The 23,619-nt window shown below is 61.8% G+C and carries 18 protein-coding genes; 7 read left to right on the top strand and 11 right to left on the bottom strand.

What is annotated here, in order from left to right; translation table 11 throughout:
• Positions 1–7: 7 nt before the first annotated feature.
• The 4 genes from secD to queA form a co-directional block, all read right to left on the bottom strand.
• Positions 8–1,855: a protein translocase subunit SecD gene (gene secD, locus Q9R34_RS01805; RefSeq protein WP_485892164.1), complete on the bottom strand. Its 1,848-nt coding sequence runs from the start codon at positions 1,853–1,855 to the stop codon at positions 8–10.
• 25 nt (positions 1,856–1,880) lie between these two features.
• Positions 1,881–2,213 carry a preprotein translocase subunit YajC gene (gene yajC, locus Q9R34_RS01810; RefSeq protein WP_434124036.1) on the bottom strand — a complete coding sequence of 111 codons (333 nt, stop codon included), beginning with the start codon at positions 2,211–2,213 and terminating at the stop codon, positions 1,881–1,883.
• Between the two features lie 25 nt (positions 2,214–2,238).
• On the bottom strand, positions 2,239–3,363 hold the full coding sequence (tgt, locus tag Q9R34_RS01815) for a tRNA guanosine(34) transglycosylase Tgt (RefSeq protein WP_033752742.1): 1,125 nt from the start codon (positions 3,361–3,363) through the stop codon (positions 2,239–2,241).
• Positions 3,364–3,439: 76 nt separating this feature from the next.
• Positions 3,440–4,510, bottom strand: coding sequence for a tRNA preQ1(34) S-adenosylmethionine ribosyltransferase-isomerase QueA (gene queA / locus Q9R34_RS01820; protein WP_434124037.1), 1,071 nt, complete (start codon positions 4,508–4,510; stop codon positions 3,440–3,442).
• Between the two features lie 105 nt (positions 4,511–4,615).
• Here queA and Q9R34_RS01825 point away from each other — a divergent pair, with 105 nt between their 5' ends.
• From Q9R34_RS01825 to Q9R34_RS01835, 3 genes are all read left to right on the top strand, one after another.
• Positions 4,616–5,197 carry an ACP phosphodiesterase gene (locus tag Q9R34_RS01825; protein WP_485892166.1) on the top strand — a complete coding sequence of 194 codons (582 nt, stop codon included), beginning with the start codon at positions 4,616–4,618 and terminating at the stop codon, positions 5,195–5,197.
• A gap of 130 nt (positions 5,198–5,327) precedes the next feature.
• The gene (locus tag Q9R34_RS01830) at positions 5,328–6,143 is read left to right on the top strand and encodes an inositol monophosphatase family protein (RefSeq protein WP_485892167.1); all 816 of its coding nucleotides are present in this window, start codon (positions 5,328–5,330) and stop codon (positions 6,141–6,143) included.
• 436 nt (positions 6,144–6,579) lie between these two features.
• Entirely contained in the window at positions 6,580–8,535 is a 1,956-nt protein-coding gene (locus Q9R34_RS01835) for an acyltransferase family protein (RefSeq protein ID WP_485892169.1), read from the top strand.
• A 74-nt stretch (positions 8,536–8,609) separates the two neighbouring features.
• Here the strand turns inward: Q9R34_RS01835 and proY are convergent, their stop codons facing one another.
• The 6 genes from proY to phoB all read right to left on the bottom strand — a co-directional run bounded on the left by proY (position 8,610) and on the right by phoB (position 16,154).
• Complete coding sequence (gene proY / locus Q9R34_RS01840; protein ID WP_434124041.1) at positions 8,610–9,959, bottom strand: proline-specific permease ProY; 1,350 nt, start codon at positions 9,957–9,959, stop codon at positions 8,610–8,612.
• Positions 9,960–10,197: 238 nt separating this feature from the next.
• A complete protein-coding gene (brnQ, locus tag Q9R34_RS01845; RefSeq protein ID WP_434124043.1) occupies positions 10,198–11,517 on the bottom strand; it encodes a branched-chain amino acid transporter carrier protein BrnQ in 1,320 nt (439 codons plus the stop codon).
• A 401-nt stretch (positions 11,518–11,918) separates the two neighbouring features.
• Positions 11,919–13,022: a cobalamin-independent methionine synthase II family protein gene (locus tag Q9R34_RS01850; protein WP_485892170.1), complete on the bottom strand. Its 1,104-nt coding sequence runs from the start codon at positions 13,020–13,022 to the stop codon at positions 11,919–11,921.
• Between the two features lie 163 nt (positions 13,023–13,185).
• Positions 13,186–14,118: a PstS family phosphate ABC transporter substrate-binding protein gene (locus Q9R34_RS01855; RefSeq protein ID WP_434124046.1), complete on the bottom strand. Its 933-nt coding sequence runs from the start codon at positions 14,116–14,118 to the stop codon at positions 13,186–13,188.
• Positions 14,119–14,136: 18 nt separating this feature from the next.
• Positions 14,137–15,450, bottom strand: a complete 1,314-nt coding sequence (gene phoR / locus Q9R34_RS01860) for a phosphate regulon sensor histidine kinase PhoR (protein ID WP_434124047.1) — start codon at positions 15,448–15,450, stop codon at positions 14,137–14,139.
• 14 nt (positions 15,451–15,464) lie between these two features.
• Complete coding sequence (gene phoB / locus Q9R34_RS01865; RefSeq protein WP_033788773.1) at positions 15,465–16,154, bottom strand: phosphate response regulator transcription factor PhoB; 690 nt, start codon at positions 16,152–16,154, stop codon at positions 15,465–15,467.
• Between the two features lie 195 nt (positions 16,155–16,349).
• Here phoB and sbcD point away from each other — a divergent pair, with 195 nt between their 5' ends.
• The 3 genes from sbcD to Q9R34_RS01880 are packed head-to-tail and all read left to right on the top strand — an operon-like array spanning position 16,350 to position 21,588.
• Positions 16,350–17,549 carry an exonuclease subunit SbcD gene (sbcD, locus tag Q9R34_RS01870; RefSeq protein ID WP_485892172.1) on the top strand — a complete coding sequence of 400 codons (1,200 nt, stop codon included), beginning with the start codon at positions 16,350–16,352 and terminating at the stop codon, positions 17,547–17,549.
• Entirely contained in the window at positions 17,546–21,229 is a 3,684-nt protein-coding gene (locus tag Q9R34_RS01875; protein WP_485892173.1) for an AAA family ATPase, read from the top strand. Before sbcD ends, Q9R34_RS01875 begins: the two co-directional genes overlap by 4 nt.
• Positions 21,229–21,588: a cell envelope biogenesis protein TolA gene (locus Q9R34_RS01880; protein WP_434124050.1), complete on the top strand. Its 360-nt coding sequence runs from the start codon at positions 21,229–21,231 to the stop codon at positions 21,586–21,588. The genes Q9R34_RS01875 and Q9R34_RS01880 overlap by 1 nt, the downstream gene beginning before the upstream one ends.
• Positions 21,589–21,591: 3 nt before the next feature.
• Here Q9R34_RS01880 and mak read toward each other — a convergent pair whose 3' ends face one another.
• On the bottom strand, positions 21,592–22,503 hold the full coding sequence (gene mak, locus Q9R34_RS01885; RefSeq protein WP_485892174.1) for a fructokinase: 912 nt from the start codon (positions 22,501–22,503) through the stop codon (positions 21,592–21,594).
• Between the two features lie 146 nt (positions 22,504–22,649).
• On the opposite strand from mak, the gene rdgC reads away from it, so the two are divergent.
• Positions 22,650–23,561 carry a recombination-associated protein RdgC gene (rdgC, locus tag Q9R34_RS01890; protein ID WP_033788768.1) on the top strand — a complete coding sequence of 304 codons (912 nt, stop codon included), beginning with the start codon at positions 22,650–22,652 and terminating at the stop codon, positions 23,559–23,561.
• Positions 23,562–23,619 lie beyond the last annotated feature (58 nt).

Raw genomic sequence — 23,619 nt, forward strand, 5'->3', positions numbered from 1 at the left:
GCACTCCTCAGATAGACAGCTTGTTGATGCGCTTGCCGCCGTACACCAGGTTCACGATGGCGCGCGTTCCAACGATCGCGGTAAACATCGAGGTGGCGATACCAATAGCGGTGGTAATCGCAAAGCCTTTAATTGAACCTGTACCAACGGCATACAGGATGATGACCTTGATCAGCGTCGTTACGTTAGCATCGACGATACTGGAGAAGGCGCCTTTGTAGCCTTCATGAATCGCCTGCTGCACGGAACGGCCGTTTCTCAACTCTTCCTTAATACGCTCGTTAATCAGTACGTTCGCATCCACCGCCACCGCCAGCGTCAGCACGATACCGGCGATACCCGGCATGGTGAGCGTGGCGCCCGGCAGCAGCGACATGATGCCGACAATCAGCACCAGGTTGCACAGCAGCGCGCTGGTCGCAATCAGGCCGAACTTTTTATAGAACACCACCATAAACAGAATCGAGGCGATCAGACCCCACAGGCAGGCTTCAAGCCCCTGGGTAATGTTTTGTGCACCCATGGTCGGGCCGATGGTGCGCTCTTCCACGATCTGAATCGGCGCAATCAGCGCACCCGCACGCAGCAGCAGCGAGAGCTGGCGCGCTTCGTTCGGGTTGCTGATGCCGGTGATACGGAAGCTGTTGCCGAGGCGAGACTGGATATTGGCGACGTTAATCACCTCTTCCTGTTTCACCAGTACCGCGCGACCGTTAGCGTCTTTCTTACCGCTGTCTTTGTACTCCACAAAGAGGGTCGCCATCGGCTTGCCGATATTGTCCTTGGTGAAGTTAGACATGATATTGCCGCCCGCGCCGTCCAGGGAGATGTTGACCTGCGGCTGGTTATACTCGTCCATGCTGGAGGTCGAGTCGGTAATATGGTCACCGGTCAGGATCACGCGCTTGTAGAGCACAACTGGCTGACCTTCGCGCGTCTGCTTCACTTCCGAGTCGCCCGGCACGCGGCCGTTAGCGGCGGCGGTCGGATCGACAGTGGTGTTCACCAGACGGAACTCCAGGGTCGCGGTGGCACCGAGGATCTCTTTAGCGCGCGCGGTATCCTGAATGCCCGGCAGCTCAACCACGATGCGATCGGTACCCTGACGCTGCACCAGCGGTTCGGCGACGCCAAGCTGGTTAACGCGGTTACGCAGGATAGTGATGTTCTGCTGCACAGCGTATTCGCGCGCTTCGCTGAGGCGCGCATCGCTCATGACCGCGCGCAGCGCGTTGCTACCGCTGGAGGAAATGACCATGTCGCGATGGCGTCCGCTCAGCCAGTTAATTGCGGCGTCACGGCTGTCGCCGTCGCGGAAACGGATTTCCACGCCGTAGTTGGCGATTTTATTGACGTTGGTATAGGGGATATTCTTTTCACGCAGGTCGCTGCGCAGGCTGTCGGCATTCTGCTCCTGCAGCTTGCTCAGCGCGGTGTCCATATCCACTTCCATCAGGAAGTGCACGCCGCCGCGCAGATCCAGACCGAGTTTCATCGGTTCAGCCGCCAGCATGCTCAGCCAGCGCGGGGTAGCCGGCGCGAGGTTGAGCGCAACGACGTAGTTCTCGCCAAGCTTATTCACAATCGCTTCACGGGCGCGCAGCTGCACATCCGTATTGGGGAAGCGCGCCAGAATAGCACCGTTTTCCAGCGCGAGAGACTTGCTCTGGATATTCTCTTGTTTTAACAGGTTCTGAATCTGATCCAACGTTTGTTCACTGGCGGCGACGCCGCGCGCGCCAGTGATCTGAACGGCCGGATCCTCACCATACAGGTTGGGAAGCGCATAGAGCAGGCCGACAAGAATGACGACGACCAGCATCACGTACTTCCACAAAGGATAACGATTTAACACGGCAGTTCCCTTAGGGAAGTAAATATTAGAGCGCCTTCATCGTACCTTTCGGCAGGACGGCAGCCACGAAATCACGTTTGATAACCACTTCATTCGTCTCGTTCAGGGCGATAGTGACATAGCCCGTTTCAGAAACTTTCGTTACGCGGCCTACCAGGCCACCGCTGGTCAGCACTTCGTCGCCCTTAGCGATGGAATCCATCAGCTTTTTGTGCTCTTTCGCACGCTTCTGCTGCGGACGCAGGATCATGAAGTAAAAAATCAGACCAAACACCACCAGCATGATCACCAGAGAATACGGACTTCCCTGCGACGGTGCACCTGCGGCAGCCACGGCGTCAGAAATGAAAAAGCTCATTTAATTTCCCTCATTGATAGAATTATCAGACGTTTAACGGCGGAACCGCTTTGCCCGTCCGTTGGTAGAACTCGCTAACAAAGCGCTCCAATTTACCCTCTTCGATAGCCTGGCGTAAACCCGCCATCAGGCGCTGGTAGTAGCGCAGGTTATGAATGGTATTCAGGCGCGCGCCGAGTATTTCGTTACAGCGATCAAGATGATGCAAGTAGGCGCGGCTGTAATTGCGACAGGTGTAGCAATCACACTCCGCATCCAGCGGCGAGGTATCGTCTTTATGCTTCGCGTTACGGATTTTCACCACGCCGTCGGTGACGAACAGATGGCCGTTACGCGCGTTGCGCGTCGGCATTACGCAGTCGAACATATCAATGCCGCGACGCACACCTTCCACCAGATCTTCCGGCTTGCCGACGCCCATCAGGTAACGAGGTTTGTCCTGCGGGATCTGCGGACAAACGTGCTCCAGGATGCGATGCATGTCCTCTTTCGGCTCACCCACCGCCAGGCCGCCCACAGCGTACCCATCAAAGCCAATCTCTACCAGACCTTTGACGGAGACATCACGTAAATCTTCGTAAACAGAGCCCTGGATAATGCCGAACAGCGCGTTCTTGTTGCCCAGGCTGTCGAAGCGATCGCGGCTGCGTCGCGCCCAGCGTAGTGACATCTCCATCGAGCGCTTCGCGTAGTCCCAGTCCGCCGGGTATGGCGTACATTCGTCGAAGATCATCACGATGTCCGATCCCAGATCGAACTGGATCTCCATCGATTTTTCCGGATCGAGGAAGATCGGATCGCCGTTGATCGGATTGCGGAAGTGGACGCCCGCTTCGGTGATCTTGCGGATATCGCCAAGGCTGAACACCTGGAAGCCGCCGGAATCGGTGAGAATCGGCCCCTTCCACTGCATAAAGTCGTGCAGATCGCCGTGCAGCTTCATGATCTCCTGACCAGGACGCAGCCAGAGATGGAAGGTGTTGCCGAGAATAATCTGCGCGCCGGTTTCCTGTACCTCTTCCGGCGTCATGCCCTTAACCGTGCCGTAGGTGCCTACCGGCATAAACGCCGGGGTTTCCACCACGCCGCGATCGAAAATCAGACGGCCACGGCGCGCGCGCCCGTCGGTAGTGTCGAGTTCAAACTTCACAAAGCCTCCATCAGAGAAACAGTCTGATGCGATGGTTAAACAAGCAGTTTACGGCGGCGCCGTAAACCGGACGTCATCAGGCACCGACTTTCTCGTGCGGTGCCTGCGGATTTTTCGTAATGAACATCGCGTCGCCATAGCTGAAGAAGCGATATTGTTCAGCCACCGCGGCCTGATAGGCCGCCATGGTGTGCTGATAGCCGGCAAAGGCCGACACCAGCATAATCAGGGTCGATTCCGGCAGGTGGAAATTGGTGATCAGCGCGTCGATCACCTGATACGAGTAGCCGGGATAGATAAAGATCTGGGTGTCGTCGAAGAAGGGCGCAATCAGCGCCTCCTGGCTCGCCTGCGCCGCGCTCTCCAGCGAGCGCACCGAGGTGGTGCCGACGGCCACCACCTTATTGCCGCGCGCTTTGCACGCCAGCACCGCGTCGACCACCTCCTGCGGCACTTCGGCATATTCGGAGTGCATAACGTGCTCTTCGATACTGTCGACGCGCACAGGCTGAAAGGTGCCCGCCCCGACGTGCAGCGTCACGAACGCCATCTCCACGCCCTTTTCTCGCAGCGCCGCCAGCAGCGGCTCGTCGAAGTGCAGTCCCGCGGTCGGTGCCGCCACGGCGCCGGGACGCGCGCTGTAGACGGTCTGATAAAGCTCGCGATCCGCCTCTTCGTCGGGACGATCTATATAGGGCGGCAGCGGCATATGGCCGACGCTGTTGAGAATATCCAGCACCGCGCGATCGTCTTCGAAGGCAATCTCAAACAGGGCGTCGTGACGCGCCACCATGGTCGCCTTCACGCTCTCGTCGTCGCCCAGCAGCAGCTCTGCCCCCGGCTTCGGCGCCTTAGAGGCGCGCACGTGCGCCAGCACGCGCTTCTCATCCAGCATGCGCTCCACCAGCATTTCGATTTTGCCGCCGCTCGCCTTCCGGCCGTAAACGCGCGCCGGGATCACCCGCGTATTGTTGAACACCAGCAGATCGCCGGGATTCAGCTTCTCCAGCACGTCGGTAAAGACCCCGTGCGTCAGCTGCCCGCTCGGACCGTCCAGCGACAGCAGGCGACAACCGCTGCGCTGCGCCTGCGGATAGTGGGCGATAAGAGATTCAGGCAACTCAAAAGTAAAATCGGCGACACGCATGGCTAACTTCTTACTCAGGCATAAAAACAGGCGGCACAGTTTAGCGGAAAAGCGGCCAATTCTGAACAACTGGCTGCACGTTCGCACTTCTGGCTATAATGCGGCATGAACTTTCTTGCCCATCTTCACCTTGCTCATCTCGCCGACAGCTCGCTGCTCGGCAACCTGTTGGCGGATTTCGTGCGCGGAAACCCGCACGAACAGTGGCCGATGCCGGTAGCCGATGGCATTCTTATGCACCGCCGTCTTGATGCGATGACCGACGCCCTGCCGGAAGTGCAGGAGGCGCGCCCGCTGTTTCGTCCGGAAACGCGCCGCGTCGCGCCCATTACGCTTGACGTGGTGTGGGATCACTTTCTCGCCCGCCACTGGACAACCCTCCATCCTGAGGTCACGCTGGCGGCCTTCTCGCGCTTTGCTGAACAGCGCGTGGTGCCGCAGATGGCGGGCACGCCGGAGAGCTTTCAGGCGCTCAACGCGGCGATGTGGCGCGAACGCTGGTTCGAGCACTACGCCGATCCGGCGCGCATGGCACGCGTCCTCAGCGGCATGGCCCAGCGGCGGCCGCGTCTTGCCGCGCTGCGCGACTCCTATCAGGATTTCACCGATCATTACGACCAGCTGGAAATGCTCTTTTTCCGCTTCTATCCGCGGCTGATGGCGCTGGCGCGCAGCAAAACGCTCTGATCTTTTCCCGACTTGCCACACCTCTGTATTTGCGGCTTAATGAAAGCCTGCTTAACAATAGCGTGCACCCTGCACGCTATTTCCGGCGAATGATCGATTCAGCCGCGTGACAAATCATAAGAGGGAAAGGATGTCATCCGCTTCGCAAACCGAAACAGACGCGCGTTACCACTATGCCTGTGACATCGCCCGTGCGGCGGCCAGCCGCGCCTATGCCTGGTATCAGCAGCGCCAGCAGCTGGTGGTTGAACACAAGCGGGATTTACAGGATGTGGTCAGCGAGGCGGACCGCAACGTCGAAGAGCTGATTAAGACCCTGATTGCCGAACGCTTCCCGGACGATGCGGTGCTGGGGGAAGAGAGCGGCGGCGAGGTCGAGGGCGCGCGCTGGGCGTGGGTGGTGGATCCCATCGACGGCACCGCCTGCTTCCTTAACGGCCTGCATAACTGGTGCGTGTCACTGGCCGTCTTGTGCGACGGCGAAGCGCTGATCGGCGTGATTTGCGACCCGAACCATCAGGAGCTGTTTCACGCCCGCGCGGGCCGCGGCGCCTGGGTCAATGAAACGCGCCTGCAGGCGCACGGCGCGCAGCATCTCAGCGAGGGCGTGCTGGGATTAAGCAACTCCAGCCGCGCGCCGGCGGAACAGACCGCTGCATTCATTCAGGGTCTGCTTGCCGAGGGCGGCATGTTCGTTCGCATCGGTTCCGGCGCGCTCACCACCGCCTGGGCGGCGGCAGGCCGTCTGATCGGCTATTACGAAGCGCATATGAACCCCTGGGACAGCCTGCCGGGCATCGTGCTGATGCGCGAAGCGGGCGGCGTCACCAACGACTATCTCGCCAACGACGGCCTGAGAAACGGCAATCCGGTGCTGCTGGCCAACCCGGCTATCTATGCGCAAATTACCGCGCTGCTCGGCCCTGACGCGATGAAAGCTACCTGAGTCAGCTTGCCTTTTTACAGGCGGCGCAACAGCCTGTAACGCGGTTGGGATGGCGCGGTCGCAAAATCCCCCCTTCTCCTGCGCGCCCGGCCCGCTAACGGGCCTGCGCGCAGCGTGCTTGCCCCCTGGGCCATGCGCATTGCTTCTGCACTTTCCCTTCTTTCGCTGCCTTAAGCCTGCCTAATCAATCGCCCTTTTATCCTTAACCGCTCCTGCACTGTTTTTTTAGCGCCGCTGCGAACTTTTCTATATTCGCGCCGACATGATTTTCCGGCCCTGTTTTGACTTAACATAAAGGCGTCAATCATCCCTTTATCATTATTTTTTATTTTCTCTTTTGCTTAATTCGGCGACGGGATTCGCCGATTTCTTTATGGACGACGCCAACGACATCGGCGGTGTTAAATACCCTTGTCGCTACTCGGGGAATCCGATAATGAAAACGATCTCATCGCAGGATTATCGCGCGGATATCGATGGCCTGCGCGCCGTGGCGATCCTGCTGGTTGTGCTGTTTCACGCGGGCGTCAGCGCCCTGCCTGGCGGCTACGTAGGCGCCGACCTCTTCTTTGTTATTTCAGGCTTTCTTATCGGCGGCACGCTCTACCGCGACTACACTGCCGGCCACTTCTCGCTCTATCGCTTTGCCGTGCGTCGTATTCGCCGCATTGCGCCTGCGCTGTTGACCATGCTATTCGGGCTGCTGTTTATCGGCTATTTCCTGCTGTCGCCGCTGGAATATAGCCAGCTGGCGAAATACAGCGTTGGCGTCTTTCTTTCGGTGCCCAATATTATTCTGCTAAAAGGCGCAGATTATTTCAGCGCACCGGCAGATTTAAACCCGCTGCTGATCACCTGGTCACTCGGCATTGAAGAGCAGTTCTATCTTGTGCTGCCGGTTATTATGCTGCTGGCCGCCAGAAAGCGCCTCTTATTATTCACGGTGGTGGCGCTGCTGAGCCTGCTGTCGCTGGCGGGCTGCATCTGGCTGACGCCGCAAAACAGCTCGCAGGCCTTCTACCTGCTGCCGACGCGCGGCTGGGAGCTGGGCGCGGGCGTGCTGCTGGCGCTGTGGAGACCGCGGCCGATCGGCGGCCTGTGGGCCAACCTCTTCACGCTGGCCGGACTGGCGCTGATCGCCTCCTGCGCACTCCGGCTCAACAACGGCGAGGGATTTCCCGGCGGCCAGGCGCTGCTGCCGGTGCTGGCGGCCTGCCTGCTGATCGCGGCGCGCAGCGCAGTCAGTCGCCTGGCGCTGGAAAACGCGCCGATGCGCTTTATCGGCAAAATCTCTTACTCCTGGTACCTGTGGCACTGGCCGCTGCTGGCGCTGGCGCGCATCTGCAGCGACGGCCCGGTCAGCGTCAACCAGGGACTGAGCATCAGCGCGATAGCGCTCGGCGTCGCCTGGCTGTCGTGGCGCTACGTTGAGCAGCCGTTCCGCCGACCGGCCAGAGCGCCGCGCGCGGTTATCCCCACCTATTGTCTGATCTCAGCTGTTGCCGCCGCCGCAATGGTGGGCCTGTGGAGCAGCGGCGGCCTTCCCTGGCGCGTCAATGATAAGGTGCTCAGCAGCGAAGCCTACAAAATCGAGGCGCAGGCCGATCCCTGCCTGGCCGATAACGGCGCAGGGCTGCCTTCAGCCAGCCTGCACTGCCAGCCGAAGACGTCGCGCCCCGGTATCGCGCTGGTCGGCGACAGCCATGCGGCGGCGATGCGCAGCGCCGTAGCGCGCTACGCCGAGTCGCAGGACAAACCGCTCTTTCAGCTAACGAAAGCCACCTGCCCGCTGCTGGCGGCGGGCGTCACGCGTGCGCTCTACCAGCAGCCAGCGCATGCCAGCCAGTGCGAGGCGTTTAACGCCGCAGTGATGAAAGAGCTGGTCAGCCCGCGCATCGACGAGGTGATCATCGCCGCCTCCTGGGCGGCCGGAATCGAAACGCTGCCCGGCGCAGGCTATCGCGACATTCATCATCCCGACAGAGACAACCTCAGCGCGCTGAAACAGGGCATGGACGGGGTTATCGCCCAGCTGCGCCAGGCGGGAAAAAAGGTGGTCTTGATCGAGGATGCACCGCTGCTGTCGCTGGATCCCCTGCGCTACAGCAACAACCGCAACATGCCGCTGCGCCGCGAGCTGAGCCAGTGGCTGAGCGACTGGAAACCGCTGCCGACGCAGAACGCCCGCACCCGGCTCTACTCGCTGCCGGAAGCGGACGTCACGCGACTGCTGCGCAGCTACGAACAGCGCGACGTGCGCGTGGTGTCGTTACAGGAGAATTTATGCAACCGCAGCGGCTGTCTGGTGACCTGGCAGGGTCTGCCGCTCTACTACGACGATAGCCATCTGAGCCCGCAGGGCGTGGAGATCGCGCTGGGCCGCCGCTGGTAGCGGCTTTGCCCCCGGCCATAAAGCAAAACGGCCCGCGCAATCTCCTGCGCGGGCCGTTTTCGTCTTATGACGATTTAAGGCTTACGCACCAGCTTATAGCCCGCCAGCAGCAGCACAATCCACACCAGGCCCACATAGAGCGAAATCCGCGTATCCGGGAAGTAGCCGATCAGCGCGATAATAAAGCCCAGGAACAGCACGCCGAACAGCGAGGTCCAGATGCCGCCCGGCACCGCGAACTGCAGTTTGCTCGCCGCCTCTTTGCCAATCTTGCGGCGGAAAGCGATCTGCGACAGCAGGATCATAATCCACACCCACACGGTGGCGAAGGTGGCCAGCGAGGCGATAACCAGGAAGACTTTCTCCGGCATCAGATAGTTGAGATAGACCGCGATCAGCATCGCCGCCATCATCACCACCACCGTCACCCAGGGAATACCGCGCGCGGAAACCTTCATAAACATCTTCGGCGCGTGGCCCTGCTGCGCCATACCGTGCAGCATACGCCCTACGCCGAACACGTCGCTGTTGATCGCCGACAGCGACGCCGTCAGCACCACGAAATTCAGGATAGAGGCCGCCGCCGCAATGCCGAGATGCTGGAAGGTCAGCACGAAAGGCGAGCCGTTGGTGCCAACCTGGTTCCAGGGGTAGATCGACATAATCACAAACAGCGTGCCGACGTAAAACACCAGAATGCGCATCGGCACCGAGTTAATGGCGCGCGGAATTGACTGCGCCGGATCTTTGGCTTCGCCAGCGGTAATGCCGATAATCTCGATGCCGCCGTAGGCGAACATCACCATCTGCAGCGACAGCAGCATGCCGACGATGCCGTGGGCGAAGAAGCCGCCGTTGCTCCACAGGTTATGAATGCCGGTCGGCTGGCCGCCGTTGCCGATGCCCCAGAAAATCATCGCGAAACCGGCGACGATCATTACCACGATGGTAGCGACCTTAAAGAAAGAGAACCAGAATTCGACTTCGCCGAACACCTTCACGCTCATCAGGTTAACGGCGCCGATAATCAGCACCACGCTCAGCACCCATATCCAGTGCGGCACCTCAGGAAACCAGACGCCCATATAGATGCCGAAGGCGGTCACGTCGGCGATGGCGACGATCAGGATTTCAAAGCAGTAGGTCCAGCCGGTGATATAGCCCGCCAGCGGCCCAAGATAATCCTGCGCATAGCGCGAAAAGGAGCTGGCCTGCGGGTTATTCACCGACATCTCGCCGAGCGCGCGCATAATGATATAGGCCACCGCGCCGCCGATAATATAGGCGAGCAGCACGCTCGGCCCCGCCATCTTGATGGCATCCGCCGACCCGTAAAACAGTCCGGTGCCAATCGCCGATCCCAGCGCCATAAAACGGATATGGCGCGTGCTCAGTCCGCGTTTGAGCTTGTTGGTTTCTTGCATAACAACCTGTACCTGTAAAAGAAAAACCACGGGCAAGCCCGTGGTTACATTGCAGCCAAAGCCCGCAAGCGGGTGAGATGGCCCGAAGAGCAAAGCGTCCCGCGCCATGGATGGTGCGGGCCGAGCTGGCATGGATGCCATGTTGCGTCTTTGCGATCGGGCCATTTCTCCCGCGTCAGCACTCTGTCACTAAACTAACCACGGGCAAGCCCGTGGTCAGAGAAAACAGCAGCGGCGGTTACGAGTGCGCCGTAACCTGCTCGCGTCCTTTAACGCGATCCACAACCGCCGCGATCAGCAGCATCACCAGCGCGGGCGGCAGCCAGGCGAGTCCCTGGTCCGCCAGCGGCAGCTGCTGGCTGAACGCCGGCAGCATATCCTTGAAGCTGGTGGTTTTCACCCCGTCGACAATGCCGAAAATCAGGCTGACCAGCATGGTCGGCGCAACCAGACGGCTGCTCTTGTTCCACCAGTTCAGGGTGAAACTCAGCACAATCAGCACGATGCACGGCGGATAGATCGCCGTCAGCACCGGAATTGAAATCTGAATCAGATGGCTCAGGCCAAGGTTCGACACCACCATTGAAAACAGACCCAGGATAAAGACCAGTGCTTTATACGACAACGGCAGGTATTGCGCAAAAAATTCCGCACAGGCGCAGGTCAGACCGACCGCCGTCACCATGCAGGCGACGAAAATCAGCGCCGCCAGGAAGAAGCTGCCCATGCCGCCGAAGGTCTGCTGCACGTAGGCATGCAGGATCGCCGCGCCGTTTGCGCTCTGCGCCACCAGCGCGCCGCTGCCGTTGCCAAGTTTGAACAGGCTGAGGTAAACCAGCGTCAGGCCGACGCCGGCAATCAGACCCGCCATTACGGTATAGCGCGTCAGCAGGCTGGCGCTCTCCACGCCGCGCGAGCGCGCCGCATTGACGATAACGATACCGAACACCAGCGCGCCAAGCGTATCCATCGTCAGATAGCCATTAACGAAGCCGCTGGAGAAGGCGGCGCGCTGATAATCTTCCGTTGCAGGCGCGATGGTGCCTGCTGGCCAGATCAGCGCGGCGACGCCGAGCACCGTCAGCGCGACGATTTTCAGCGGCGCGAGGAAATGGCCCACGGTGTCCAGCAGCTTGCCGGGATAGAGCGACACGCCAATCACCAGCACGAAATAGATCAGGCTGTAGATAAACAGCGGCAGCGCGCCGTCGCCGGTCAGCGGTGCGATGCCCATCTCGAACGATACGGTCGCGGTGCGCGGCGTGGCGAACAGCGGGCCGACCGCCAGATAGCAGACGGTGGCCAGCAGCAGGCCAGCGCCCTTGCCGATAGGGGTGCTGAGCGCGTCGACGCCGCCGCCAACGCGTGCCAGCGCGATTACGGTCATTACCGGCAGGCCGACGGCGGTGATCAAGAAGCCAACGGCGGCGGTCCAGACATGTTCGCCAGACTGAATACCGACCATCGGCGGGAAAATAATGTTACCCGCGCCGACAAACAGGGCAAACGTCATAAAGCCCAGCGCGAGGATATCCTTCGAGGTTAAACGATGTGTCATACAACTGTATTGCCTGTTACGAGTGTTGCGGTGGAAGTTGGGTTTATGTTGTCCCCAGACCGCGCGTTGACAACGACTCAGCGCACGATGCCAGCGCATTGTGCTTGCCTTAATCGTGTCGCGCAGGTGAATTAAGCTGCTTTTATTCTGTTCACAAGTGGGATGCTACGACAACGGCCGTAAGTAGAACGTTTATAGCGGAGAAAGGCAATACAGGATCGGAAAACCAGAAGGTTATGACGGAAAACAGAGTAAAAGCAGTGAATATCTCGGATATATCTCCGCAGGGCATCAGATGATGTGCTTATTTTTTCTGCAGCGCGTAAGAAATTTCAGCGTAAGTGCGCGGCATGATGCACAAAAGGCGCGTTTTACGCGCCTGTTTGCACAAGTTTACAGCCTTACCACACCTGTCCGGCGATATCGACCACCAGGCGAATCTTCGCCCACTGCTGCTCTTCGCTCAGGCTGTTGCCCTCTTCTGTCGAGGCGAAGCCGCACTGCGGGCTGAGGCAAATCTGGTCCAGGCTGACGAATTTCGCCGCCTCCTGCAGACGCGCCTTCACCTGCGCCGGATCTTCCAGTTCGCCGTTTTTGGTGGTCACCAGGCCCAGCACCACTTTCTGGTGGCCTGGCCTGATAAAGCGCAGAGGCTCGAAGCCGCCGGAGCGCTCGTTGTCATACTCCAGGAAGAAAGCGTCGATGTTCACGCCGCCAAACAGAATCTCCGCCACCGGCTCGTAGCCGCCTTCAGAGATCCAGGTCGAGCGGAAGTTGCCGCGGCAGACGTGCAGGCCGACGGTAAGATCGGCGGGCTTGCCCTCCAGCGCCTTGTTGAGCACGCGGGCGTAGGTGTGCGCCAGCTGCTCGGGATCGTCGCCGCGCTCGCGGATTTGACGCTTCTGATCTTCCGAGCAGAGATAGGCCCAGACGGTGTCGTCCAGCTGCAGATAGCGGCAGCCCGCATTGTAAAAGGCTTTGATCGCCGTTTTATAGGTTTCGGCCAGGTCGTCGAAGTAGTCCGCCAGATCGGGATAGACGGTTTCGTCGATCACTTTGCGGCCACCGCGGAAGTGCAGCACGCTCGGGCTGGGAATGGTCATCTTCGGCACCGCGTCGCCCGCGACGCTCTGCAGGAAGCGAAAATGCTCCAGCATCGGGTGATCGCGGAAGCCCAGCTTGCCCACCACGCGCACGCCGTGCGCTTTGGTCTGGACGCCGTTGAACTGAATGCCCTGCTCCGCTTCAAACAGCTCGACGCCCTCCAGGCCACCGAAAAAGTCGAAGTGCCACCAGGCGCGGCGGAACTCGCCGTCGGTCACCACCTGCAGACCATTGGCAATCTGCTTGCTGACGACATCGCGGATTGCATCGTCTTCGATGCGGGTCAGCGCGGCTTTGTCGATCTGGCCAGCGGCATACTGTTCGCGCGCGTTTTTAATGGCGGCGGGACGCAGGAAGCTGCCGACGGTATCGGCGCGGAACGGGGCGGTCTGTGCGGTCATCTTCACTCCTGGCACCCTGAGCGTTAATCACGTCAGGGAATAATTTCGCTAAGTTATATATAGCCATCTGGATGGCTAAACGTCTGTGGACAGAGTGGCACGCGCGCGCCTTATCTGCAACAGAAGAAATTTCAGCGGAGTTGAAAAAAATTCACGTTAGCGCTTACTTCGCCTCTAGCGCTGCCAGTGCCTGCTCGCGCTGCGCCGCTGACAGCGGAAGATAGCCCGCTTCGCTGACGCGGCGCTGGCCCTGCGGCGAAAGCACCTGATGAAGAAAGGCGTTTACCAGCGGCGGCAGCGGCTTGCCCGGCGGCTTGTTGACATAGATATAGAGCGGGCGCGCCCAGGGGTAGCGGCCGCTGCGGATAGAGTCGGCGTCTGGCGCTACCGCCGCGCCCTGCGCGTCAGCGACGGCAAGCATCTTCACGCCGCTGAGATGAAAACCGAAGCTGGCGTAGCCAATGCTGCGCGGGTTGGCGGCGACCGCCTGCACCACGGCGGCCGAGCCGGGAAACTCCGCCACGTCGGCGCGAAAATCGCCGTTGCACAGCGCCTGCTGCTTAAAGAAGCCCCAGGTGCCCGAGGCGGAGTTGCGTCCGTAGCGCTGAATCGGTCGCCGCGCCCAGTCGGGCTGTCGCACGCCCATATCGCCCCAGCGCGCTGGCACCTGCGGCGCGCCGCACAGGCGCGTCACGGAAAAGATGGCGTCGAGCTGGCGCATAGCGATCTGCGTGAGCGGATTGCGCTGATTGACCACCACCACCAGCGCGTCGAGCGCCACCGGCACGGCGAGCGGAGGGTAGCCATAGCGCGCCTGAAAGGTTTGCCGCTCTTCCGCCTGCATGGGGCGGCTCATCGGGCCGAGCTGCGCGGCACCCGCCGCTAGCGCCGTCGGCGCGGTGGAAGAGCCGGAGGCCTGCACCTGTAGATTGACGCCCGGCGCCCGCGCGCTGAAATCTTCGCTCCACAGCATCATCAGCGTTCCCAGCGTGTCTGAGCCGACGCTGCTGAGATTGCCGGTGAGCATTTCAGGCTGAGGCGCCGCCAGCGTCAGCGCGGGCGAAAAAAGAGAAAGCAACAGCAGCCAGACGCGCATAAAAGGTTCCATTAACGGTTAATGGACGGCATTCTCCTGCAATCCCGCGCTGACGATCAACCTTGACGGCAGCGTAAAGGTAAAACAGGTCTCTTTATCGGGAATGCTGGTGATCTCCAGCCGCGCATTATGGTGGCTCAGGGCGTGCTTAACGATCGCCAGCCCCAGACCGCTGCCGCCGGTGGCGCGCGAGCGCGCCTTATCCACGCGGTAGAAGCGCTCGGTCAGGCGCGGCAGGTGCTCAGCTGAAATCCCCGGCCCGTTGTCGCAGACCTTGAACTGTGCGCCCTGGCGGCTGCGCAGCCAGCTGATGTCGATGCGCGTGCCTTCTGGCGTATGATTGACCGCGTTGTACACCAGGTTAGAGAGGGCGCTGCGCAGCTGATCGTCGTCGCCGAGCACCTTGAGATGCGGATCGGTATGGAAGTGGATCTGGTGACGGCCGCCGCTCAGCGTCTCCGCTTCGCGCTGCAGCAGGTGCAGCATCATCGGCACGTCCACCGTCTCTTTCATGTCGATGGCTGGCGCCGCCTCGATGCGCGACAGCGTCAGCAGCTGGCGCACCAGGCTGTCCATGCGGCGCGTTTGCTCCTGCATGGTCTGCAGCGCTTTGCCGCGCGAGCGCTCGTTCATCACCGAGTCGTTCATCATCTCCAGATAGCCCTGCAGCACCGTCAGCGGCGTGCGCAGTTCATGGCTGACGTTGGCGAAGAAGTTGCGCCGCGCCCCTTCCAGCTGGTGCATCTGCGTCACGTCGCGCGCCACCATCAGCCACTGCCCCTCGCTATAGGGCATGATGCGAAACTCCATGTGGCGCTGGTTATTGAAAATGAGGGTGAGCGGCTTGTTGAAATCGCGCTGGCGAATATAGCGGGAGAACTCCGGATAGCGCAGCAGGTTAAGGATGTTCTGGCCGTTATCTTCCGGCCAGCGCAGGCCGAGGTGCTGCTGCGCCAGGCCGTTGCACCAGAAAATAGCGCCCTCTTCCGTGGTCAGCACCACCGCGTCGGGCAGCGTCTCGGCGCCGCTGCGAAAGCGCTTGATCAGATTGCCCAGCTCGCGCCGCCGCCGCCGGTTGCGCAGCTGCATCTGATAGAGACCGTAAAACAGCGGTTCCCAGCTCGCCTTTCCGGTGGGCGGCGTCATGGTGCGATCGACCCACAGCCAGTGCGACAGCCGCATCAGATTAGAGAAGTGCCACAGCAGCATCCCCAGCACGCTAATCAGCAGCAGCCAGGGGAGATAACCAAAAATCAATCCGACAATCAGCGCAGGCAGACAGGCCAGCGCCAGCTCAGAGAGCAGTCTCTTCCAGGAGAGTCGTTCCAGCACGGTAAAGACTCCGTTTAGTAGCGGGCGGAGAAACGATACCCCGTTCCGCGAACGGTTTGAACCATGCGATCGTGGCCGGAAACTTCCAGCGCCTTACGTAAGCGGCGGATATGCACGTCAACGGTGCGATCTTCCACATAAACATTGGTGCCCCAGACGTGGTTCAGCAGCTGCTCGCGGCTGTAAACGCGCTCGGGATGCGTCATAAAGAAGTGCAGCAGCTTATATTCGGTCGGGCCCATCTCAAGCGGCGTCGATTCCGACATCACGCGGTGCGAGGAGGGATCCAGGCTCAAACCCTGCATCTCAATCACCTCTTCCACCGCCATCGGCGAAATGCGGCGCATCACCGCCTTGATGCGCGCCATCAGCTCTTTCGGCGAGAAAGGCTTGGTGATGTAGTCATCCGCGCCCACTTCCAGACCGCGCACGCGATCTTCCTCTTCGCCGCGCGCCGTCAGCATCATTACCGGAATATCGCGCGTCAGGGCCTCGCGCTTGAGGTGCTTGATAAACTGAATGCCGCTGCCGCCCGGCAACATCCAGTCCAGCAGAATTAAATCTGGCCAGGGCTCAATCAGTTTCCCTACCGCGCTGTCATAATCCTCGGCCTCAATGGGCTGGTAGTCGTTCTGCTCCAGAACAAAGCACAACATTTCACGGATAGGGGCTTCATCTTCCACAACCAAAATGCGCTTAGCCATTGCAACTCCTGCTGATGTGACTGCTGTCACCGTTATATGCGGCGCCATTATGCGTCAGATTTATGACACTTTTATGAAAAACATAGCCGCTTAATCAGCGCGTTAACACTGCTTTATAACCGCTGGCGCCGCTTTTTTTGCTTTTGCGCCATAGCCGGTATAATCCTCCGGCAAACCGTTACCGCAGGGAGTTTTATGCGCATCATTCATACCGCGGACTGGCACCTCGGTCAGTTTTTCTATAACAAGAGCCGGGCGGCCGAGCACCAGGCCTTTCTCGACTGGCTGCTGGCGCGCATTGAGGAGCATCAGGTCGATGCGCTGATCGTCGCGGGCGACCTTTTCGACAGCGGCACGCCGCCAAGCTACGCGCGCGAACTCTTTAACCGTTTCGTGGTGGCGCTGCAGCCAACCGGCTGCCAGCTGGTGGTGCTGGCGGGCAATCACGATTCGGTCGCCACCCTCAACGAATCGCGCGCCCTGCTCGCCTGCCTGAATACCCAGGTGATCACCACGCCGCAGGCGGATCACAATCTGCTGCTGCTGCGCGACCGCGCCGGCGAACCAGGCGCGCTGCTCTGCGCCATTCCCTATCTGCGACCGCGCGATATTATGCGCAGCCGCGCGGGCCAGTCGGGGCGCGAAAAGCAGCTCAGCCTGCTGGAAGCGATCGCCGCGCACTACCAGCGCAGCGTCGACGCGGCGCGCGCGCATCCGCTGGCGCTGCCGGTCATCGCCACCGGCCATCTCACCACCGTCGGCGTCAGCAAAAGCGATTCGGTGCGCGATATCTATATCGGCACGCTCGACGCCTTTCCCGCGTCGGCTTTTCCCGACGTCGACTACGTGGCGCTCGGCCATATCCATCGCGCCCAGCGCGTCGCCAACAGCGATCATATTCGCTACAGCGGCTCGCCGATCCCGCTCAGCTTCGACGAGCTCGGCAGCGAGAAAAGCGTCTTTCTGCTCGAGGTGAATAGCGCCGGTTTGCAGCGCGTGACGCCGCTGCCTGTCCCCTCTTTCCAGCCGATGAAAATGCTGAAAGGCTCGCTGACAGAGATCGAGGCGCAGCTGGCGCCCTTTGCCGACCATCAGGGCGACAAGCCGGTATGGCTCGATATCGAGGTGACGACCCAGGAATTCCTCAGCGACCTGCAGCGCCGCGTCGAGGCGCTGACCGCCGATCTGCCGGTCGAGGTCCTGCTGCTGCGCCGCAGCCGCGAACAGCGCCAGCAGAGCCTGGCGCAGCTGAAAAACGAAACCCTGAGCGAGCTAAAAGTGGAGGAGGTCTTCGCCCGCCGCATGGCGCTGGCGGAGGATATCGACGAATCGGGGCATGCGCGCCTCAGCGCCCTGTTCCGCTCCACCCTCGCCTCGCTGGAGGAGAGCGAATGAAAATCCTCACGCTGCGCTTTAAAAACCTGAACGCGCTGAAAGGCGAATGGTTTATCGACTTTCGCGCCGAGCCCTTTGCCAGCAACGGTCTGTTCGCCATTACCGGCGCGACCGGGGCAGGCAAAACCACCCTGCTCGACGCCATCTGTCTGGCGCTCTATCACCAGACGCCGCGCCTCGGCGTGCTGTCGCAGACGCAAAACGGTCTGATGACGCGCGACACCGCCGAATGCCTTGCTGAAGTGGAGTTTGAGATCAAAGGCGAAGCCTGGCGCGCCTTCTGGAGCCAGAACCGCGCGCGCGGCGCGGCCGACGGCAAGCTGCAGGCGCCGCGCGTCGAGCTGGCGCGCTGTATCGATGACAAAATCTTCGCGGACAAGGTCAACGACAAATTAAAACTTATCGAGTCGCTGTCGGGCCTCGACTTCGATCGCTTTACCCGCTCGATGATGCTGTCGCAGGGTCAGTTCGCCGCCTTTCTTAACGCGAAGCCCGGCGAGCGCGCCGAACTGCTGGAGGAGCTGACCGGCACCGAGATTTACGGCCAGATCTCCGTCGCCATCTACGAACGCCACAAGGCGGCGCGCCTGGCGCTGGACAACCTGCGCAGCCGCGCCGGCACCCTGACCCTGCTCGACGCCGACGTGCGCGCTGCGCTGCAGCAGCAGCTGGCTGCGCTGACGGAAGCGGAGCAGGCGCTTACTCAGCAAAACGACAGCCTGCGCAGGCAGCATCAGTGGCTGACCCAGGCGCAGCAGCTCGACAGCGATCTTCAGGCCGCACAGGCCGCGCTGGAGGCGGCGGAACAGGCGTGGCGCGATGCGGAGGCGGATCGCCAGCGGCTGGCGCGCAGCGAGCCGGCAGAGAAGCTGCGCGATAAATTAGCGCAGCGCGACAGCCTGCTGCATGAGCAGCAGCGTCTGCAGCAGACGCAGCAGCAGCTTACACAGCAGCGCCAGGCCGCCGAGCAGCAAATGCAGAGCGACCGCCAGCGCCGCGAGGCGGCGCAGGCGGCGCGCGACGCCGCGCTACGCGAGCAGCAGGCGCAGGAGACGCTGCTGACGGAGCAGGTCATTCCGCTCGACCAGCAGATCGCCGCCTTGCTGGCGCAGGCGCAGCAGCAGCGGCAGGAAAGCGATCAGCAGCAGCAGGCGCTGACGCAAAGCGCGCGCGCGCTGCAGCAGGAAACGGCACAGCGCGACAGCCTGCAGGCCGCGCTGGCGAAACAGCAGCAGTGGCGCGTGGATCAGGGCACGCTGCCGCAGTGGGGTCCTTCGCTGGCGCTGTGGCAGGAGCGCTTCGCCCAGCTGACGCAGCAGGAAACTGCGCTGGAGGCGCTGCGCGAGCAGCAGCGTCTCCAGCAGCAAAAGTTGACGCAGCAGCAGGCGGCGCTCGCCCGTCTGGCGCAGCAGGCAACGCCGCTGAGCCAGACCGAACAGCAGGCGGCGAGCGCCCTGGAAAGCGCGCAACAGGCGCTGGCCGATCTGGAGCAGCGCCATCCGCCGCAGGCGCTGCAGGCCAGCCTGGCGCAGAGCGAGAGCCGCCGTCCGCTGCGCCAGCAGCTGGTGGTGCTCGCCTCGCAGTGGACGCCGCTGCAGCAGCATCTCGCCGCGCGTCAGCAGCGCCTTGCCGCGCTGGAAAAGAGGCTACAGCAGGATGACGACACGCTGCAGACGCTGCGCGCCGCCTTCGCGCGCGAAAAGGCGTCGCTGGCCGATATCAAAAAGATTTGCGAGCTGGAGCAGCATATCGCCGATCTGGCGGCCTGGCGCGCGCGCCTGGAACCTGAGCAGCCCTGCCCGCTGTGCGGATCGTGCCAGCATCCGGCGGTCGAGCGCTACGCCGCGCTGGAACTGAGCGAGAATCAGCGACGGCTGGCCGAACAGGAGAGGCAGGTCGAGGCGCTGCGCGAACAGGGCATCCAAAAAGGCGAGGCGGTTAAGCAGGCGAAGAGTGAACAGCAGAGGCTCCGGGAGGAACTGGCGGCAGATACCCAACGGCTGGATGAGCTAACCCAGCAGTGGCGAGATCTACAGCGTAAGCTGGTGCTCACATTTGATGCGGACGACAGCGCGGCGCTGGCCGCCTGGCAGCAGCAGCAAAACAGCGAGGAGCAGGCGCTGCAGCAGCTGATACGTCAGCAGGAGAGCGCCGCGCGCCAGCGCCAGCAGGCGAAAGATGAGCACCTGCGGCACCAGCAGGCGCTGCAGCAGCATCAGCAGCAGCTTCAGCTGGCCCAGCAAACGCTCACTAACCTGCAAGAGGGCGCGACAACGCTGGCGCAGCGCCTGGAACAGGAAGAGCGCGACTGGCGGCAGCGCCGCGAGGCGCTGCATCAGGCGCTGGCGGACGCTGGCCTCGCCCTGCCCGACGCGGCGTCGCGTGACGGCTGGCTGCAACAGCAGCTGCAGCGCTGGCAGCAGTGGAATAAGAGCGAGCAGCAGCTGGCTCAACTTCAGCCGCAGCTGGCACGCGCCGAGGCGCAGTGCAGCAGCCTGCAGCAGCGCGTTGAGCGTGAACGGCAGCAGCTTGACGCTCTGCTACAGCAGCGTGCGCAAAGCGACGCGACGCTGGCGCAGCAGCGCGCGACGCGGCAGGCGCTGTTCGCCGATAACGACGTCGCCGCGGCGCGGCGGCAGATGCAGGCGCAGATCCAGCAGCAGGAAGCCGCCCTCGCCGCCGCGCTGGAGGCGCTGCAGAAAAGCCAGAGCCACCTCAGCCAGCTGGCCGGGCGCGCCGCCGAGCTGGAAACGCAGCAGGAAAAGGTGAGCCAGGGGCTGCGCGAGGCGCAGCCGTTGCTCAGCGCCGCGCTGGCCGCCGCCGGCTTTGACGATGAAGCCAGCCTGCGCGCGGCGCTGCTGGAGGAAGAGGAAGCGCGCGCGCTGCGCGGCCGGTTACAGCAGCTTGAGCAGCAGCGCCAGGCGCTGCAGGCGCAGCGGCAGCAGCTGACCGAGCGTCGGGCGGCGCATCAGCAAAGCCGCCCCGAGGGCGCGGCGGAAAACGCCGCCGCGCTGGAGGCGCAGCTTGAAGATCTGCGTCTGGCGCTGCGCGACAATGCGCGCCAGCAGGGCGAGGCGCAACAGCAGCTTCAGAGCGACGCACGCCTGCGCGAACAGCAGCAGAGCCTGATGACGCAGATCGAAGAGGAGGAGGCGGCGCTGGCGCACTGGAGTCAGCTAAACGATCTTATCGGCTCCGCCAGCGGCGACAAATTCCGCCGCTTCGCGCAGGGGCTGACGCTGGATCACCTGGTGGCGCTCGCCAACCGCCAGCTCGATCGGCTGCACGGCCGCTATCTGCTGCAGCGCCGCGCCAGCGACGCGCTTGAGCTGGACGTGATCGATACCTGGCAGGCGGACGCCGCGCGCGACACCCGCACCCTTTCGGGCGGCGAAAGTTTTCTGGTCAGCCTCGCGCTGGCGCTGGCACTTTCAGATTTAGTCAGCGTGAAAACGCGCATAGAGTCTTTGTTTCTCGACGAGGGCTTCGGTACGCTGGACGCCGAAACGCTCGACACTGCGCTGGACGCGCTGGACGCGCTCAACGCCAGCGGCAAAACCATCGGCGTCATCAGCCACGTCGAGGCGATGAAAGAGCGCATTCCGGTACAGATTCGGGTGCGCAAGATTAACGGGCTGGGCTACAGCAAACTGGAGCTGCCCCGCCCTCAGGAGGCGTAATGAAAACAGGCATGGCGCTGCTGCTCGCCAGCGCGCTGCTGGCGGGATGCAGCAGCAAACCGCAAAGCAATCTCAGCTGCGACCGCGCTTACTCGGCGGCGCAGTGCAGCTATCTGCGCGACGTTCAGCATCAGCTGATCGACAGCTTCAACAGCAGCGTCGCGCCGCGCTATCCCGGCCAGCACTGTCTGGTGTCGGCGCACCGCCGCGCCGACGGCGGCTACAGCGTGCTGCGCACCGAAGGGGACGAGGCGCTCTGCCTGCGCGCCTGGCAACAGGTCAGCAGCGCGCGCAACCTGCCGCTGCCGCCGGTCGGCGTGCCGGAGAGCTGGCAATTCCCCTTCGGCGCGCCGCAGTAACCCCTACTTTTCCAGCGGCCAGAGCCAGGCCGCGCCGCGCACTCCGCTCGAATCGCCGTGTTTTGCTTTTAGCACCGGCGTTTCGCACTCTCCGCCGAAAACCCACTGCTTCATCAGCGCTGGCACCGTCTGGTAGAGGCGATCGTTATTGCTCATGCCGCCACCGAGCACGATCGCATCGGGATCGAGCAGGTTCACCACCTGCGCCAGCGACTTTGCCAGCCGGGTTTCGTAGCGCCGCATCGCCTGCTCGGCGACGGGATCCTGCTGCGCGATCAGCCTGACGATCTCCGCGCCCTTTAGCGCCTGGCCGCTCAGCCGCCGGTAGTCGATGGCAAAGCCGGTGCCGGAGACAAAGGTCTCGATGCAGCCTTTCTGGCCGCAGTAGCACGGCACCTCCTCACGGTAGCGCAGCTCCTCTTCATCCATCCACGGCAGCGGATTGTGCCCCCACTCGCCCGCGTTGCCGTTGCCGCCGATGCGCGCTTCGCCGTTGATCGCCACGCCCGCCCCCGATCCGGTGCCGATGATCACCGCGAACACCAGCGGCTGCCCCGCGCCCGCGCCGTCAACCGCCTCCGAGACGGCCAGGCAGTTGGCGTCGTTGGCGATGCGCACCTCGCGCTGCAGCGCCAGCGCCAGATCGCGATCCAGCGGCTGGCCGTTAAGCCAGGTGGAGTTAGCGTTTTTCACGCGGTGCGCGTAAGGCGAAATCGTGCCGGGAATGCCGACGCCGACGCTGCCGGTCTGCCCGGTTTCTGCTTCAGCAAGGCGCACCAGATCCGCAATCGCCTGCACCGTGGCACCGTAATCGTCGCGCGGCGTATCCACGCGGTGGCGAAACAGCTCATTTCCCTCGTCAGACAGGGCGATCACTTCGACCTTGGTGCCGCCCAAATCAATACCTATACGCACACATTATTCCTCATTATTCGTCAGGGTAGCAGATACATTAGGAGCGGCGTCGGGGAAAGGCAATGAAACCGTTTCGATGTTTCGCTATCATGCGCGCTGACCTCTCGACTTGTGCGCCAGATCGCGCGACCCGGTAAGGAATTATGATGTTGTGGTTTAAAAATATGATGGTTTATCGTCTGAATCGGGACATTCCGCTCTCTGCAGACGACATGGAAAAACAGCTTGAGGCTTACACCTTCTCTCCCTGCGGCAGCCAGGATATGAGCAAAACCGGCTGGGTATCACCTATGGGCAACCGCAGCGACGCGCTGACCCACGTGAACAACGGCCAGATCGTGATTTGCGCCCGTAAAGAGGAGAAGATCCTGCCGTCGCCGGTTGTGAAGCAGGCGCTGGAAGCGAAGATCAGCAAGCTGGAAGCGGAACAGAGCCGCAAGCTGAAAAAGACCGAAAAAGATTCCCTGAAAGATGAAGTGCTGCACAGCCTGCTGCCGCGCGCCTTCAGCCGTCTCAGCCAGACCTTTATCTGGATCGACACCGTCAACAATCTGATCATGGTCGACTGCGCCAGCGCGAAAAAGGCGGAAGATACGCTGGCGCTGCTGCGTAAGAGCCTCGGCTCGCTGCCGGTCGTGCCGCTGACGCTGGAAAGCCCGATCGAGCTGACGCTGACCGAATGGGTGCGCTCCGGCGATCTGCCCGCCGGTTTCGCCCTGATGGATGAAGCGGAGCTGAAGGCGATCCTCGAAGATGGCGGCGTGATCCGCTGTAAAAAACAGGATCTGGTGTGCGACGAGATCGCCAACCATATCGAAGCGGGCAAGCTGGTGACTAAGCTGGCGCTCGACTGGCAGGAGCGCATTCAGTTCGTGCTGGCGGACGACGGCTCGGTGAAGCGCCTGAAGTTCAGCGACACGCTGCGCGAGCAGAACGACGATATCGACCGTGAAGATTTCGCTCAGCGTTTCGACGCCGACTTTATTCTGATGACCAGCGAACTCGCCGCGCTCACCAGCAATCTGGTGGAAGCGCTGGGCGGCGAAGCAAAACGCTGAGGGTTCAAGAGTGACGCGCCTTTGCCGATAATCACTTCTTTCGGCAAAGGATTTCCGC

Source organism: Enterobacter sp. BRE11 (genome assembly GCF_031844285.1).
Taxonomy (GTDB): domain Bacteria; phylum Pseudomonadota; class Gammaproteobacteria; order Enterobacterales; family Enterobacteriaceae; genus Pantoea.

Bases quoted from the DNA above. Each gene is read 5' to 3' on its own strand.
- Q9R34_RS01835 (WP_485892169.1), top strand. From the start codon at position 6,580: ATGAAAACGATCTCATCGCAGGATTATCGCGCGGATATCGATGGCCTG.
- sbcD (WP_485892172.1), top strand. From the start codon at position 16,350: ATGCGCATCATTCATACCGCGGACTGGCACCTCGGTCAGTTTTTCTAT.
- phoB (WP_033788773.1), bottom strand. From the start codon at position 16,154: ATGGCTAAGCGCATTTTGGTTGTGGAAGATGAAGCCCCTATCCGTGAA.
- Q9R34_RS01850 (WP_485892170.1), bottom strand. From the start codon at position 13,022: ATGACCGCACAGACCGCCCCGTTCCGCGCCGATACCGTCGGCAGCTTC.
- Q9R34_RS01825 (WP_485892166.1), top strand. From the start codon at position 4,616: ATGAACTTTCTTGCCCATCTTCACCTTGCTCATCTCGCCGACAGCTCG.
- brnQ (WP_434124043.1), bottom strand. From the start codon at position 11,517: ATGACACATCGTTTAACCTCGAAGGATATCCTCGCGCTGGGCTTTATG.
- Q9R34_RS01830 (WP_485892167.1), top strand. From the start codon at position 5,328: ATGTCATCCGCTTCGCAAACCGAAACAGACGCGCGTTACCACTATGCC.
- rdgC (WP_033788768.1), top strand. From the start codon at position 22,650: ATGTTGTGGTTTAAAAATATGATGGTTTATCGTCTGAATCGGGACATT.
- yajC (WP_434124036.1), bottom strand. From the start codon at position 2,213: ATGAGCTTTTTCATTTCTGACGCCGTGGCTGCCGCAGGTGCACCGTCG.
- Q9R34_RS01875 (WP_485892173.1), top strand. From the start codon at position 17,546: ATGAAAATCCTCACGCTGCGCTTTAAAAACCTGAACGCGCTGAAAGGC.
- Q9R34_RS01855 (WP_434124046.1), bottom strand. From the start codon at position 14,118: ATGCGCGTCTGGCTGCTGTTGCTTTCTCTTTTTTCGCCCGCGCTGACG.
- proY (WP_434124041.1), bottom strand. From the start codon at position 9,959: ATGCAAGAAACCAACAAGCTCAAACGCGGACTGAGCACGCGCCATATC.
- Q9R34_RS01880 (WP_434124050.1), top strand. From the start codon at position 21,229: ATGAAAACAGGCATGGCGCTGCTGCTCGCCAGCGCGCTGCTGGCGGGA.
- queA (WP_434124037.1), bottom strand. From the start codon at position 4,510: ATGCGTGTCGCCGATTTTACTTTTGAGTTGCCTGAATCTCTTATCGCC.